Source organism: Amycolatopsis sp. NPDC034160, from assembly GCF_055575355.1.
In genome coordinates this window covers 357,718-372,472 of record NZ_JBVISU010000004.1, presented here as the reverse complement: position 1 = coordinate 372,472, position 14,755 = coordinate 357,718, and the positions used below count along the sequence as shown (strand labels likewise).

11 protein-coding genes are annotated in these 14,755 nt (G+C 67.4%); 4 read left to right on the top strand and 7 right to left on the bottom strand.

The features are described from left to right. Nucleotides 1–144 precede the first annotated feature (144 nt). A complete protein-coding gene (locus ACZ54P_RS13285; RefSeq protein ID WP_465461764.1) occupies nucleotides 145–345 on the top strand; it encodes a helicase-related protein in 201 nt (66 codons plus the stop codon). A 639-nt stretch (nucleotides 346–984) separates the two neighbouring features. Here the strand turns inward: ACZ54P_RS13285 and ACZ54P_RS13280 are convergent. The 4 genes from ACZ54P_RS13280 to ACZ54P_RS13265 all read right to left on the bottom strand — a co-directional run bounded on the left by ACZ54P_RS13280 (nucleotide 985) and on the right by ACZ54P_RS13265 (nucleotide 5,645). After that, on the bottom strand, nucleotides 985–1,548 hold the full coding sequence (locus ACZ54P_RS13280; protein WP_465461763.1) for a DivIVA domain-containing protein: 564 nt from the start codon (nucleotides 1,546–1,548) through the stop codon (nucleotides 985–987). Nucleotides 1,549–2,457: 909 nt separating this feature from the next. After that, nucleotides 2,458–3,351 carry a carbohydrate ABC transporter permease gene (locus tag ACZ54P_RS13275; protein WP_465461762.1) on the bottom strand — a complete coding sequence of 298 codons (894 nt, stop codon included), beginning with the start codon at nucleotides 3,349–3,351 and terminating at the stop codon, nucleotides 2,458–2,460. A gap of 3 nt (nucleotides 3,352–3,354) precedes the next feature. Beyond that, nucleotides 3,355–4,302, bottom strand: a complete 948-nt coding sequence (locus tag ACZ54P_RS13270; RefSeq protein ID WP_465461761.1) for a carbohydrate ABC transporter permease — start codon at nucleotides 4,300–4,302, stop codon at nucleotides 3,355–3,357. Then, on the bottom strand, nucleotides 4,299–5,645 hold the full coding sequence (locus ACZ54P_RS13265; protein ID WP_465461760.1) for an ABC transporter substrate-binding protein: 1,347 nt from the start codon (nucleotides 5,643–5,645) through the stop codon (nucleotides 4,299–4,301). The genes ACZ54P_RS13270 and ACZ54P_RS13265 overlap by 4 nt, the downstream gene beginning before the upstream one ends. Before the next feature lie 561 nt (nucleotides 5,646–6,206). Between ACZ54P_RS13265 and ACZ54P_RS13260 the strand changes: the two genes are divergently transcribed. Next, nucleotides 6,207–6,368: a hypothetical protein gene (locus ACZ54P_RS13260; RefSeq protein ID WP_465461800.1), complete on the top strand. Its 162-nt coding sequence runs from the start codon at nucleotides 6,207–6,209 to the stop codon at nucleotides 6,366–6,368. Between the two features lie 308 nt (nucleotides 6,369–6,676). Here the strand turns inward: ACZ54P_RS13260 and ACZ54P_RS13255 are convergent, their stop codons facing one another. Further along, nucleotides 6,677–9,391, bottom strand: coding sequence for an ATP-binding protein (locus ACZ54P_RS13255; RefSeq protein ID WP_465461759.1), 2,715 nt, complete (start codon nucleotides 9,389–9,391; stop codon nucleotides 6,677–6,679). Between the two features lie 135 nt (nucleotides 9,392–9,526). Between ACZ54P_RS13255 and ACZ54P_RS13250 the strand changes: the two genes are divergently transcribed. Both ACZ54P_RS13250 and ACZ54P_RS13245 read left to right on the top strand, forming a co-directional pair. Continuing rightward, nucleotides 9,527–9,889 (top strand): nuclear transport factor 2 family protein, encoded by a 363-nt coding sequence (locus tag ACZ54P_RS13250; RefSeq protein WP_465461758.1) that lies wholly within the window; start codon nucleotides 9,527–9,529, stop codon nucleotides 9,887–9,889. Between the two features lie 51 nt (nucleotides 9,890–9,940). Continuing rightward, nucleotides 9,941–10,375 (top strand): hypothetical protein, encoded by a 435-nt coding sequence (locus ACZ54P_RS13245; protein ID WP_465461757.1) that lies wholly within the window; start codon nucleotides 9,941–9,943, stop codon nucleotides 10,373–10,375. 209 nt (nucleotides 10,376–10,584) lie between these two features. Here the strand turns inward: ACZ54P_RS13245 and ACZ54P_RS13240 are convergent, their stop codons facing one another. Both ACZ54P_RS13240 and ACZ54P_RS13235 read right to left on the bottom strand, forming a co-directional pair. After that, nucleotides 10,585–11,913, bottom strand: a complete 1,329-nt coding sequence (locus ACZ54P_RS13240) for an APC family permease (RefSeq protein ID WP_465461756.1) — start codon at nucleotides 11,911–11,913, stop codon at nucleotides 10,585–10,587. Between the two features lie 95 nt (nucleotides 11,914–12,008). Beyond that, the gene (locus tag ACZ54P_RS13235; RefSeq protein WP_465461755.1) at nucleotides 12,009–14,747 is read right to left on the bottom strand and encodes a SpoIIE family protein phosphatase; all 2,739 of its coding nucleotides are present in this window, start codon (nucleotides 14,745–14,747) and stop codon (nucleotides 12,009–12,011) included. Between the last annotated feature and the right edge of the window lie 8 nt (nucleotides 14,748–14,755).

The window sequence follows — 14,755 nt, the reverse complement described above, 5'->3', positions numbered from 1 at the left end:
CCTGCACCTGTCGGTGGAGCGGTTCAGTGACGACGAAGACAAGCGGCATGAGCTCGCGCGGGCGGGGGTGCGCGTGGCGGCCTACCACGCTGGAATGAAGGCACGCGCCCGCAACAGGTCCACAAACGTTTCCTCGACGGTGATGTGGACGTCTTGGTCGCCACCTCGGCATTCGGTACGGGCATCGACGAACCCGACGTGCGGTTCGTCCTGCACGCGTCGGTCCTCGAGTCGCTCGACGCCTACTACCAGCAGATCGGCCTCGCCGGCCGCGCTGGTGAACCCGCCACGATCACACTGCTCTACCGGCCCCAGGACCTGAGGTTCCAGAAGTTCGTAGCGTAGTTCGGTGACGGGGCCGGGGTGCTCGCGCCATTGCTGCGCACTTTGGTCGTGGTGAGCGATGCTCCACTGGTCGGGATCGGTGGAGCCGGTGATCCAGTAGAAGGTTCCGCCTTGGGCGTCGGCTCCCCACGGCGGCAGCCCCCAAGTTCGGGGTACAGGGTGTAGTCGACGTTATCGAGGTATTCGACGTCTCGTCGCCGAGGATCTGCAGGTGAACTGGGTAAGCAACAGCTTGAAGTCCGACGGCAACGCGATGCCCAGATCCTGCTCCACCAGTATCCACGACCTCCCGGGAGAGAACTGCCGCCGCCAGTCCAGGAGGGCGGCGATCTCGTCGAGACGGGACAGGGCTTCGGGGCGGGTCATCGACTTCCCTGGCCGATCGAAGTGGCTAGCGTGGCTGGTGACGGTCGACGTCGAGTTTGGTCGTACTGGCACCTCCCCCTTCGCGGTCGGCGGACTGCGCCTCGACCACCGATCACGGCGCCAAAGCACGTCGGCGAGTCAGCGATGCGGCCGCTCAGGGCTCCGCACGCGGCCGAGGGACCAGCGAGGCCTGGGTGGCGCGACCAGTAGCCCTCGCCGTGGAGGGCGAGCATCGCCCAATGCCATGCGGGGTCGTCGCTCCGCGCACTGCGCTCACGTCGGGCCGGCGACCGCGGGCACGGACTCCTCCTCGGCAAGACCTTCGACCTTGCCCTCGCCACCGAAGCGAGCACGCAATTCATTGACGGCGTGCGCGATCTGCGCGAGTTCGGACAGGACCGCCCGATGCGCCTTTTGGATAGCCGCAGCTTCCTCCCCTGCACGGGAAAGGATGAGTTGGGCCTCGCGATGCGCGGCGCGTTCCGTCTCCTCGCGGGCTTTCTCCGCCTCGGCGCCGGTTTTCTGGGCGGTCGCCAGCAGGTCCTCGCCTTCCTTGCGGGCCTGTTCCTTGATCTCCGCGGCTTCGGCTTTGGCGACCGCGATAATCTTTTCGATCCGCCTTCCCAACCCACTGGCCTGGTCCGGTTCCGGAGTCCGAGGCGTCGGAACCTGGGCTTTGGCGAGCCTACGTTCCGCTGTTCTCCGGGCTTTCTCGTGTCGATCCACACGCTTCTCCATCGCCCGCACGTATTCGTCGACCTGCCGACGGTCGTATCCACGCAGGACGATCGGGAATTGGACGGCGGACTCCGTTGAGGCCTCGTCTTCGGACACCATACTTTCCATGCGTCAAGTGTCGGATACGGCAAGAAGACCGGCAAACCGAAACCTGATATCGGCGCCACCATAAGCCCTTCGAGAAGCCAACCGGCGCCGGCCAGGCGCATCACCAATCGGCATCCTCCTCATTGTCGAATAATGCCGACGCAGGCCAACCCTATCGCGGAGGGTGCTCACCCATTGGTGCCCGACTTACCGGCCGGGGGCGCGCGCGATCACTCTAAGTTGATGTTTGTTTTCGCATCACCCGTGGCTGCGCTGGCCCTTGATTACTCCATGAAAGCGAAGATCGAGGTGGCGGTCGGGCCCGATTGCCCCGTGAACCGGGTTAGCACCGGGCGTTTCCGCAGGTCAAGCCCAACGACGAAGGTCCGCGCCGTCGAGCCCACCTGCTCTCCAGTGTGCAAGAGAGGGATTGTCCGATTCTCGCCCGACGCACTTAAGCGGAAGCATCGATTACCACTTCTCGTCGTCGGAGGCCCCGTGCTCCGCTGGGTGGCCCCGCGATACCGCTGGCGCACGGCGCAGGACAAGCTCGCCAAGTTGCCTGTGTCGAGCAGGAGTCAAGACCGCGCGGACGCAGTCGCCCTTCTTGTTCCTGAACGAGTCGTAGCCGTGGGGCGCCGTCCAGCAGCAGCAAAGGGCCTCCAGCACCCCAGCCGGTGAGCAGCGCGCCGTTGGCCACCGCCACCAGCGCGATCACGCCGACACCCACGGCGGTATCCCACCTGCCACGCGCACCACATCCAGCATCGGTCCGCTCGACTCGGGCAGCCGAGGCAGGCACGACCGCGCCGGCGACCACGCCCACCGAAAGGTACAGCAGGTCGCCGGTGGCCATAGCGCCGAACAACGCCTGCGGGTAAGACCTGCACGAGCCGGAAGGCGTGGTACGAGGGAAGGGGCTCAGTCGGTCCGGCGGCGCGTCGAGATGCCGTCCACGAAATGCCGCTGGGCGAGGAAAAAGACGATGATCATCGGTAGCGTCGTGAGCACGCTACCGGCCAGCACGATCTCCCACTGTTGCTCACCTGCCTGGCCGAACTGGTCCGAAAGGGCTTTGAGGCCGCGCGGCAGCGTGTACAACGCCGGGTCCCGCAGATAGATCAACGGCTTCAGCAGATCCGACCAACTGGCCTTGAGTTCAAAGACGAAAGTCACCACCATCGCCGGTTTGCACAGCGGTACCGCGATCCGCCAGAACAACGTCCAGTAGCTCGCACCGTCGATGCGCGCGGCCTCGAAGAGTTCCCTCGGCAACCCGAGGAAGAACTGCCGCAGCAGGAAGATGTAGAACGCACTGCCGAACAGATTTCCCGCCCACAACGGCACCTGGGTGCTGGCCAGCCCGGCTTCGTTCCAGATCAGGTACACCGGGATCATGGTGACCGCGCCCGGCAGCATCATGGTGGCGAGCACAAGTCCGAAAAGCGCGTTGCGCCCAGGAAACCGGAAATAAGCAAAGCCGAACGAGACCAGTGAGCTGGCCACCGTGGCGGCGAGTGCCGCGGCGAGACTCACCGCCACGCTGTTGAACAGCCAGGCCGCCACCGGTGCCGCGCGCCAGATCTCGGCGTAGTTGCCCAACACCACCTGCTGAGGGAGCAGCGCGTTGTCGAAGACCTGATCGCCCGGTTTCACCGACGCGCTCAACAACCAGGCGAACGGGTACAGGAACACCACCGACGCGGCCACCAGCGCCACCCACACCAGTGGGCGCCGACGGCTGCGACGGTGCACTTCCGGCGTCGAGTCGGGAAGGGGCTCAGCGACCGGCGGCAAGTTGCTCGTGACGACCATGCCTCACCGGCCCTCGTAGTAGACGAAACGCTTGCTCAGCCGCACCTGGATCAGCGTGATCACCATGATGATGGCGAACAGCAGCCAAGCCATGGCCGAGGCGTAACCCATGTGCAGGAACTGGAAACCCTGCTGGAACAGGTAGATCAAATAGAAGAGGGCAGCATCGCTGCTGTATCCGGCGGAGGAGGCGTTGCCGTAGAACGCCGTGTACGCCTCGTCGAACGTCTGCAGCGCCGCGATGGTCTGCACGATGAGCGTGAAGAACAGCGCACCACTGATCATCGGCACAGTGATGTGCCGGAACCGGCGCCACCGTGACGCTCCGTCGAGTTCCGCGGCTTCGTACAGCTCCGGTGGCACACTTTTCAACGCGGCGAGGTAGATCACCACCGTGCTGCCGACCGACCACAGATGCATCAGCACCAGCCCCGGTTTGATCCACGCACCGTCGGTGCTCCACTGCGGCCCCTGCACACCGAACAGCCCGAGCACCTCGTTGACCAGCCCGGCCTGCCCGTTGAACAGAAACAGGAACAGCACGCCGACGGCCACCTTCGGGGTGATCTCCGGCAGGTAGAAGAGGGTACGGAAGATCCCGGCCGACCGGCGCCCCGTCCTGGCCAGCAGCGCGGCGAGCCCGAGTGAGACGGCCATCGTCGACGGTACCGACATGAGCGCGTAGACCAGGGTGTTGGTCAGGCTTTTACGGACGTCGGGATCCTCCATCAACTGGCGATAGTTGGCGAGGCCGACCGCGGTCGGTTCCCGCAGGGCGTCGTAGTCGGTCAGTGAGAGCACGAAACTCGCCACCATCGGGATCAGCATGAAGATCACGAAGCCGATCATCCACGGTGACAGGAACGCGTACGCGGCCAAGGTTTCCCGCCGCCGGAAGCCCCGCGCCCACGTCCGTATCCTCGCCCCGCGAGTGGGCAGGGCCGCGCTCACCGGGGCTGCGCTGCGAGGTCGAGCGCCCGCTGGGCCTCCGCCTGTGCCTGGCGCAGCGCGGCAGCGGGGCTCTGGGCACCGGAGAGCACACGGTTCACCGCGTCTTGCCAGGCCGCCTTGAATTCCGCACCGGCGGGCGAGGACGGCATCGAGAAGGCCGTTTTCTGCGCGTCGAGAACCGCCCTGACAGCGTTCCGGAAAGCCGGTTTGTCATCGAGCTTGACCAGTTCACCGAAGATCTTCTCGTCCGCGACCCGGTTTCCGGTGTAGACCCCGGTGAACGGTTTCCCGGCGGCCTTGCGCGCGTCGGCCCGTGCCCGTGCGGCGGCGATCCAGGAATCCGACTTGGTCATCGTCGCGATCCAGGCGCACGCTTCCTTCTTGTGCTTGCTCGCCGCCGGAATGGCCCATGCGGAACCGGTGACCCAGTCGACCGGCGTGCCGTACTGGTCTGTGAACGGCCGGACGGAGAGGTTGATTTGCGGCGAGTGGTTGGCCAGCACGTTGAGGTACCAGTCGTCCATGGGCCCGGCGGCGAGCTGACCGGTGGCGAACGGGTTCTTCGCGCCGAAGAAGTCGAAGGTGTCGCGGAACGCTTTCAGCTTGCCCCAGCCACCCTGCGCCTCGATCAGACCTACCGTGTAGTCCAGTATCTCGATCAGCCGTGGGTCGTCGAGATTGGCCTTGAGTCCGTCTTCGCTGAGCATCGTGACCCCATTGGCCTTGGCCCACAACGGAAGGAACTCTGGGAGCTTCGGGTCGAAACCGATCCGGGTGAGCGCACCGCCACCATCGCGACCGGTGAGGCTCCGGGTGAGTGCCGCCAGCTTCGCCCGGTCCGCGGTGCCGACCTCCGCCGGATCGGCACCGGCTTGACGCACCACCGCGTCGTTGATCATGATCAGGCGGTTGTTGTAGGACTCCGGCAGCCCGTACAGCTGACCGCGCAGGGACACCTCGGCCACCGCGGCCTCCCGGAACTCCGCCATCTTCACCTGGCTGTCCCGGACGCATTCGCCCAGCGGCATCAAGGTGTCCCGCGCCGCATAAGTGCCGAGCAGTTGGCGGTCGAGGTAGATGATGTCCGGGGGGTTCCCCGCAGCCACCGCGGCCAGGAACTGCTGTGCGTCGAAGGCACTGCCGCCGACCTTGACCGTAGCTGGAGCGATCACCTTGTCCGCCAAAGCGATCCGGGTCGTGGCGATCTCGTCCCCCGCCCCGAATCCCATGGTGACGAGTGTGGTCCCGCCGGTTTCGACCGTTGAGCTGACTCCGCCGCAGCCACTCACCGCCAGCGCGATCACCAACAGTCCTGCCCGCAGTCGTGCGTACCCGCCCGGCATACGCCACCTCCGCCCCATCGCCGAGTAGCCAGCCTCAAATACCCGCCGGCGCCCCCGCGCAAACCCTTTTTTGTGATTGAGCCCGAGTTCGGCATGTCGATGAGGATCCGCTCAAGTGCTGCCGGGAAGCGGCGGCACCGTATGTGTGCGTTTGGCTGTCGGGTGGGGCGTGGTTTCGTCGCCGGATGAATTCGCAGCGATGGATTTCGAAGGCACGCCACGAACCACCCACTGTTTCGACGGCCTGATTTTGGAGTGCCCAGTCGCTCGAGCGCGGGCGACTCCTCTTTCCAGCTTTCCGTGATCATTATCTTCACGACATCGGACCGCTCCGAGCGAAGGAAATGGCCGTCAGCGGAAAGATCCACGCATCACCTCCACGAGACCAGGCGGTGAGCTGCGGCAGCGAAAGAACGCCCCCGTTACCTTCCTCGTGGCTCTTGATCAAGGAGCTGCGGTCGCCAGGCCCGGCCGCTTTCGGGTAGGTCTCGTCGTAACGTGGCTGCCGGCCGTCGATGCTTGACCGGCGACCGGTTGGCGACGATACGAAAGGCACCACGGGTGGACCACAGCTACTCCGTCTATCTCGGGCTCGACGTCGGCAAGGGCGAGCACCACGCGGTCGGCCTGGACCCGAACGGGAAGCGCGTCAATCTTCGATCACGCTCGAATAGCCTTTCGACCGGCGACCGGCTCTACCCTGCCGAAGAACACCGGCAATGACACATCATCGCTGCTTTCCAGCGGCTTTCTGCCGACCCGGAAAACCAGTTAGAGACAGGTTTCGGACAATTTCACGTCGGATCTGGTGAACTCCCACCTTGCACGCCCGACCCGGGATAGCCACGTATCCGGAAGACGACCCACTGAAGATCAGCTGGCCGGGTGAGCGCCCAGTTCACTCGAATGGATCAAGCTTCCGAACTGATTCAACCCAGCGACGCCGGCTCGCTCGTCATGCCGGTCGATCGGACGCCACAAAACCGCCACCTGAACGGACGCAGGCCGCCGCCGCGCTCCCCGGCCGCGCGCTAAGTGGCGGCAGGGTCGCGCAGGGTGAGGCCGGCGAGTTCTGCGCGGGATTGGACGCCGAGTTTGGGGTAGGCCTTGTACAAGTGGTGTCCGACCGTTCTCGGGCTGAGGAACAGCTGCGCGGCGATGTCGCGATTGGACAGTCCGGTGGCCGCCAGTCGTACGATCTGCAGTTCCTGCGGGGTGAGTTGGGCAAGCGGGCCGCGCAGCGCGGCGTGCCCGCCGCCGCTGCCTGTGACTCCGGTGGCGCTGAGTTCGCCTTCCACCCGTTCGAGCCACGGCCTGGCTTGTAATCGTTCGAACGTCTCCTTGGCGGAACGCAGGTGGGTGCTCGCCTCCGCCTTGCGGCGGGCGCGGCGCAGCCACTCCCCGTAGAGCAGCTCGGTTCGCGCCTGCTCGAACGGCCGTCGATCCTTGCCATGCAGGGAAAGCGCGGTCGTGAAGTGGTGTTCGGCTTCCTGCTCGGGGCCCAGCAGGGCCCGGCAGCGTGCGACCAAGGCGTCGGCCCATGCCTGGCGCATGCTCCTGGCGCGCGTGGTGAACCGATCGAAGGCCTCACCTGCCCGGTGCGGCTCGCCGAGCCGCACCGCCGCCTCGACCAGGTCGGGCACGCTGCGGGTCACCGCGACGCCGTAGCCGCTCGGTGACTCGGCGAGCGTCGCGAGCCGGGCCAACGCGGCTGCGGCGCGCCCTCTGCCGAGGTCGAGCACACCAAGGGCCCAGGTCGCTCGGTGGCTGCCGGGGCCATCGGGCGCGGCAAGCACGCTGTCGGCGAGATCGCGGCATCGCGTGTCGTCGCCCTCGATGGCCGTGAGATAGGCCAGCACCCCGGCGTGCATCCCACGCCATTGGTGCTGCCCCGTGTCCTCCGCGATCTGGTTCCCCTCAGTGGCCGAGGCGAGGGCGTCGCGGTGGAGGCTTACCGCGAGTTGCGCCTCGGCGAGCAGGAACAACAGGTTCGGCAGCCGCGCGATCCGACCGTCCGCCCTGGCCTCGGTCACGGCCCGGCGGGCGAGCGAGAGCACGGCGGCGTCCTGGCCGGTCGCCAGCTCAAGACCGCAGACCAGCAACAGCTGGTGCGGTGCGTCCACGTGCAGGCCGGCTTGCTCGCCGAGCGCGGCCAGGTCGGCAGGCGCGACGTCGCGGTCGAGGAGAACCGAAATCGCCGCGACGAGCAACCGGGCCATCGCACCCCTGGCACCACCCGGTTCGTGCCGCAGAGCCGTCAGCCGGTCGAGGCTCTCGACCAGTTCGCGCCGTCCGGCGAACCAGCCGAAATAGGAACCCGCCAGCAGCAGGTCCAGCGACTGATCCTGCCCGAGCCCGGCCAGGTTCGCCGCGTCGAGCAGCAGCCGGTGCGCTTCGCCCGCCCGCCCCTCGGCGAACCGGGCAAGGGCGTCGACCTGGACCAGGCGGGCTCGCAGCTCGGGATCCTCCGGCGGCTCGGTCACCGCGACGGCCAGCGAACGAGCCCTGGACACCTCTCCGGCCTCGGCGGCGGCTTCGGCGGCGAGCACGAGCCGGCGCGCGCGCTCGGCAACGGTGGGGCTGAGCTGCGCGGCCCGCTCGTAGGCCGTCGCGGCGGCGGTGTGGCCGTGGCGACTGCCCGCGCGGGTCGCGGTCCGCTCCAGCTCTTCCGCCACCGCTTCATCCGGTCCGGTACTCGCCGTGGCCAGATGCCAGGCGCGCCGGTCGGCGTGTTCGGGGCCACTGAGCGCGCCGGCGAGTGCCTGGTGCAGTGCGAGCCGGTCGGCCAGCGGGGCGCCCTGATAGGTCGCCGTCCGCACCAGCGGGTGCCGGAAGCCGATGGTGCCGTCGGCGACGACGACCAGCCCGGCGAGTTCGGCCGGACGCAGGTCGGCGACCGTGGCACCGAACCCTGCGGCCGCGGGCAGGACTATCGCGAGGTCACCGGTGTCCTCTGCGGCTGCGATCAGCAGCAACCACCGCGTGGCCTCGGGAAGGCGGTCCAGCTGGGCGCTGAAGGTCGCGCGTAGCTTTTCCGTCAGCGGCAGGTGCGTGTCCAAGGCGGAGCCCGCGTCACCGAGAGCGGCGGGAAGCTCGATCAGCGCCAGCGGGTTTCCCGCGGCTTCGGTCAGCAGCCGGTAGCGCAGTTGCGGGGTCAGATCGTCAGCGTGCTCGGCGAGCAACGCGGTGGCGGCCGAGGCGTCCAGACCAGTCAGTTTGAGTTCCGGAAGGCCTTGCGCGGAAAAGTGCGACCGCGCGCCGAAGACCAGCAGCACGCCGTCCTCGGCCAGCCTGCGGGCAGCGAACAGCAATGTCTCGACCGTGGCGCGGTCCAGCCACTGGGCGTCGTCGACGAGGCACACCAATGGTTTGTCCTCAGCGAGACGGGCGAGCAGGGACAGCACCGCCAGCCCGATCAGGAACTGGTCGCCGCCGCCTGCCGGGGCCAGGCCCAAGGCGCTGCGCAGCGCCGCCGCCTGCGCCTCCGGCAGCGCGTCGAGGTGTCGCAGCGCCGGCCGCAGCAGCAGCTGCAGGCCGGCGAACGGCAGTTCGGCCTCGAACTCCACACCGCTGCCGCGGAGCACTCGCGCGCCTTCGGACGTCGCTGTCTTCGCCGCGTAGTCCAGCAGCGTGGTCTTGCCGATTCCAGGCTCACCCAAGACCACTAACGCCCCGCTGTGCCCGGTCATCGCGGCCGACAGCAGCTCGTCGAGGACGCGGCGTTCGTTGTCCCGGCCGTGCAGCATGTCGCGAACCTTACTTATGTCGGCTCGCCGCTCCTGCCAGAAGTACTTATCCGTGACTGATTCCTCGACCCTTGACCTTGCCTAACGTTCTCATCAGCAAGAACAAGCAAGCAGGACACGGCAAGGAGCACTCAGGTGAGCGACCTCAACGAACTCGTCGATGACTACCTCGCGATCTGGAACGAGACCGACCCGGCCACACGCCGCGCCAAGATCGACGCGGTGTGGACCGCGGACTGCAGCTACATCGATCCGATGGCGGAAGCACACGGTCGCGATCAGCTCGACGCCACGATCGGTGCGGTCCAGGCCCAGTTCCCCGGCTTCGCGTTCACCCTGGGCGAGGGCGTCGACATCCATCACCAGCAGGCCCGGTTCACCTGGGAGCTCGGGACGGAGGGCGCTGAGGCCATGGTGGTCGGCTTCGACGTCGCGGTCTTCGAAAACGGGCGTATCCGCAGCGTCTACGGCTTCCTCGACAAGATCCCCGCTCCTTGATCCTGGCCACCTGGCTCAACAACTACGCACTGTCGAACAGAGGAGAATGAGATGACCGCCCCCACCGCAACCGTTCCGGCCTCCGACGCCACGACCACGTCCGCCACAACGGTCCTCCGCCGGGTGCTCGTGCTGGACGCGCTCGTGACCGGCGGCAACGGCTTGATCTACCTGGTCGCCTCCGGACCCGTCGCCGAACTTCTCGGCACCAGCGCGGGCCTGCTGCTCGGCGTCGGCGCCTTCCTGGCGGCCTACGGACTCGCGGTCGGTGGGCTGGCCGCACAACGTAAACCGTCGGCGTCGATGACGAAGCTGGTGATCGGCGCGAACCTGCTGTGGGCACTGGTCAGCATCGGAGTCGCCGCGTTCGGTGTCCTCGGCACGAACGTGATCGGCACGACCTGGACAGTGTTGCAAGCCGCTACCGTCGCCGGCTTCGCCGCCCTGCAAACGTGGGGACTGCGCAAACTGCGCACCCACCACTGACCTGTGGCACCACGTCACCACGCCGAGGACCGGGAAGCTCCCGTCCTCGGCGTTCGTCATGCCCTTGACCGCGGCGACCAGCGCTCGACCGCTCATGATCCGGCGCGACGCGCGCGGCGATAACTTTGGAGCCAAGAGATTCGCCTCGACCGACTGCCGTTGCGCGCTGAGATCCGCAGCCAGCGACGTGACGCCGGGATAAGCGCCGCTCAACCGCCTGTTCGGTCGGCGTGGGATGCGTCGGGGTGCGGTGCACGTCGGCGGGTCACCACGGTGTGCACCACCGCCAACAGCAAGGCGACCGCGACCAGCACACCGCCACGCAGCCATACGGCGGCCTCGACTTGCGTTGCCAGCAGGACACACGATCCCAGCCCCAGCACGGGAAGCACCGAAGGCACGCGAAAGTGCGGGCTCTCCTGCGTGTCCTTTCGCAGCACCAGCACCGCGGTGTTCACCGCCGCGAACACGATGAGCAGCAACAGGACGAGAGTGGAGGCGAGAACGGCGATCTCCCCGGTCAGCGCCAATCCCAAGGAGATGCCGCTGGTCACGACGATCGCGACCCACGGAGTGCGCCGGCCGGGCAGAATCTTCGTCAGCACCGACGGCAGGAGCCGATCACGAGCCATGCCGTAGGCCAGCCGGGAAGACATGATGCTGGTCAGCAGCGCGCCGTTGGCCACGGCCACCAGAGCGATCACGCCGAACACCCACGGCGGCACGCCACCGGCCACGCGCACCACTTCCAGCAGCGGCCCGCTCGACTCGGCCAACCGGGACGCAGGCACGACCGCGCCGGCGACCACCCCCACCAGCAGGTACAACAGGCCGGCGGTGGCCATCGCGCCGAACAATGCCCGTGGATAGGAACGGCGGGGGTCCTTGGTCTCCTCCGCGACATTCACCGACGTCTCGAAGCCGACGAACGAGTAGTACGCCAGCACGGCGCCTGCCAGCACCCCGGCGACCGGCCCGCGCTCCGCGGTACCCAGCTCGACGAGCCGGGCGGGTTCGGCATCCCCTCGTCCGATGACCCAGAGGCCCAGCCCGATCACCAGCACCAGACCGCCGGTCTCGACCAGCGTGGCGACCATGTTGGCACGCAAGGAATCCTTGATGCCACGGGCGTTGAGCGCGGCCAGCACGAGCAGGAACACGGCGATCACCGGCACGGGCGGCAGATCGACGAACTCCCCGAGGTAATCGCCTCCGAAGCCGCGAGCGAGCGCGGCCACCGAGACCACCCCGGCGGCCAGCATGCAGAAGCCGATCACGAAACCGGTGAACGGCCCGAACGCACGGTGGGCGTAATGCGCGGCGCCACCGGCCCGGGGATACTTCGTCGCCAGCTCCGCGTAGGACGCCGCCGTGAGCATGGCCAGCACCAGCGCGACCACCAGCGGTACCCACACCGCGCTCCCGGACACCCCGGCGATCTGCCCGATGAGGACATAGATTCCCGCGCCCAGCACATCACCCAAGATGAACAGATAAAGCAAGGGTGTCGTCACCGCGCGAGCCAACGGTTCGGTCATCGGCTCAGTCTCCTGGAGAAGCCCCGGCGCCGCCGATCAGAAGGAACACAGGGCCCGGCACACGACCGCCTCGTGAGGCATCATGCGGCCCTCGGTCAGTTCGTCGAAGGAGCCGGCACGGTTTCGATGGTGAGAGGGTCGCTACCGGGCCCGGTCAGCCCGGCAAGCTCCAAAATCCGCAGCGGCATGGAACCTGCCGTTGTCAACACCGTCAACGTCTTGTCCAGTCCAGACGCCAGCCCTGCGGCGTCGAGCAAGAGCGCGATGCCGCAGCTGCTGAGGTAACGCACTCCGGTCAGATCGATCGTGAGTTCCGGCACGTCGGCGGATTCGATCCTGTGGAGCAGAGTCGGCCTCGCGTCGGCGGTGGTCGCCAGGTCGAAGTCGCCTGTCAACCGCAGGATCGGTTCGTCGGGCGTACCGTCCACCGACACGTTCATGGATGTTTCACCGGCCAAGACCGGGGGCACCGTCCTCGCGGCCGATGTCGTTTGCGGGGCGATCCGGAACCTGACTGTGGTGCCGTGCTCGTCCTGGGCGATGGTGGCTTCTTCGGCCAGCGCCTTGATGAGCCGGATACCGCGGCCGCGATGTCCGTTGTCGGCCGGTTCGGGGCGCCAGGTGCCGTGATCGGTCACGACGACCTCGACTTTGCCCGTGGCGGTCCTGGCCACCGCGTAGGTGACGTCGCCGGCGGTCTGCGGGTAGGCGTGCTCGATGGAGTTCGCGACGGCTTCGACGAGGGCGAGGTTCAGGTCTTGGTACAACTCGGCGGAGATACCGGCGAGTTGTGACCAGTCGATGACCTCCGCGCGCAGCTCCCGGAGGATACCGGGTTCCGCGACTCGGCCGCGTCGCAGCGGCGGTGGCATCAGCCGGAGCCCGAGCACGGCCACGTCGTCTTCCTGCCCGGTGTCGAGCAGGCTGTCGATGATCGTCGCGACCAGCGGTTCCGGTGACAAGGACTGGTTGTCCGTCAAGGTTTCACACAGCCGTCGCAACCCCTCGTCGAGGTGCTCGTCGCGCCGTTCGATCAAGCCGTCGGTGTACAGCAGCACCGAAGCCCCGGGATTCAGGGTCGCGGTTTCCTCTCGGTAGCGTGAGCGTCGCGGCCCGCCCAGCACGCTGCCTCCACCGGGAAGCAGTGTCGCGCTGGAGCCGTCGACGACCACGGGCGGCGGGTGCCCGGCAAGGGCCCACCGCAATTCGCCGGTTTCCCAGTCGAGGGTCAAGCACGCACAGGTGGTGCCCGAGGCTCCCTCGGTGCGGGCGGCGAACGCGTCGAGACGTTGCAGCGCCGCGGCGGGCCCATGCCCGTCGAGCAGGCTGACGGACAGTGCGCTGCGCAACTGGCCCATGATCGCCGCGGCCTGCGGTCCCTTGCCGACGACATCGCCGACCGAGAGCGCCACCACGGAGCCACCCAGTGAGATCAACTCGTACCAGTCTCCGCCTGTTTGCGCGTGGGCGGCGACTGGCAGATAGCGTGCCGCGGCGGCGATCCGGGGCAGTGCCGGGAGTTCACGGGGCAGCAGGCTCTGCTGAAGGGTCTCCGCGATGTCGCGTTCGCGTTGCAGCATCAGGTCGCGTTCGGCTTCGCGGCGACGTCGTTCGGTGACGTCGCGACCGATCGCCTGCACCCCGGACGGAGTGGCCTGGATGCTCAGTTCGAGGGCGACGCTGGTTCCGTCCGCCCGGTGGAAATGGTGAACATCGCTGGTCTCCCAGACCTTGCCCAAATCGGCGACGAACTCCCGCCAGCGGTTGCTTCCGTCGTTCTCGAGCAGGTCGGTGATCGGGATGCCGATGAGCTCCTCACGGGAGTAGCCGAGCAGTTCGCAGGCCGCCGGATTGATCTCGTCGAATACGAGGTCGCGGTCCAGCATCCAGATCGCGTCGGTCGCCCGTTCCACCAGTAGCCGGTAACGCTGCTCGCTGTCTCGCAGCGCCCGGCCGGCGTGCGTACGCTGGATGGATTCCCAGCAACGGTTCACGATCATTTCCACCAGGCCGATCTCAGCGTCCGTCCAGTGCCGGACCGTGGCCTGGTGGACGGCCATCGCGGCGACGAACCGGCCGCCGCGCAGCAGCGGCACGCAGATGACAGCCCGGATGCCGGTCACCTGATAGGCGTTCAGGTCCGATGCTTCGAGGCGGTCGTCCTCGGAACTGTCGGCGACGACCCACGGCAGACCGGCCCGCATCGCGCGCATGCACCCCTTCCCGAACTCCGACATCGCGAACCGGCCGGGCAACGGCGGAAGACCGGTGGCATGGTCGCCACTCATCAGGAAGTGATCCTCGTCGTCTTCGGCCTCGGCGTAGGCACAGCGATCGGCGCCCAGGTAATCGCCGAGGCTCCGGGCCGCGTACGCCATGACCTGCTCGGCGTCCTCCAGTTCCTGAAGCCCTCGCTCGAATTCGGCGAGGAACTGGTGCCGCTCGGTCTCCAGCCGCCTCCCGGACACGTCGAGCAGGACACCGCTGACGACGCCCCCCGGCAGCACCCTCCCCAGCTCCTGAAGCCAAACGGTCCGTCCGTCCGCCGCGATCGCGCGGTAGGTGAGGTCGTAGTCGTGACGGGTCCGGCCTTGGGCGCGCACGCGGAGGTAGCGCCCGCGATCCTGCGGGTGCACCAAGGAAGCCGCGAAGGCCGGATCGGCCAGCCAGGCGGCGGCAGGATGCCCGAGCAGGCGCCGGCATCCCTCGGACACGAAAGAGTAGGCACCACTCCGGGCATCCGCCTGCCACACGACGACCGGCGAACCACCCACGACGTCAAGGAGGTCCTGGCCACCGTCGCCGGCACCCGACGGCGGATCTTGCGTTTCCATGAGCACAA

Excerpts from the sequence above, each read along its gene's own strand:
- ACZ54P_RS13280 (WP_465461763.1), bottom strand. The coding sequence starts at position 1,548 with ATGGTGTCCGAAGACGAGGCCTCAACGGAGTCCGCCGTCCAATTCCCG.
- ACZ54P_RS13275 (WP_465461762.1), bottom strand. The coding sequence starts at position 3,351 with ATGGTCGTCACGAGCAACTTGCCGCCGGTCGCTGAGCCCCTTCCCGAC.
- ACZ54P_RS13265 (WP_465461760.1), bottom strand. The coding sequence starts at position 5,645 with ATGCCGGGCGGGTACGCACGACTGCGGGCAGGACTGTTGGTGATCGCG.
- ACZ54P_RS13255 (WP_465461759.1), bottom strand. The coding sequence starts at position 9,391 with ATGCTGCACGGCCGGGACAACGAACGCCGCGTCCTCGACGAGCTGCTG.
- ACZ54P_RS13245 (WP_465461757.1), top strand. The coding sequence starts at position 9,941 with ATGACCGCCCCCACCGCAACCGTTCCGGCCTCCGACGCCACGACCACG.
- ACZ54P_RS13240 (WP_465461756.1), bottom strand. The coding sequence starts at position 11,913 with ATGACCGAACCGTTGGCTCGCGCGGTGACGACACCCTTGCTTTATCTG.
- ACZ54P_RS13235 (WP_465461755.1), bottom strand. The coding sequence starts at position 14,747 with ATGGAAACGCAAGATCCGCCGTCGGGTGCCGGCGACGGTGGCCAGGAC.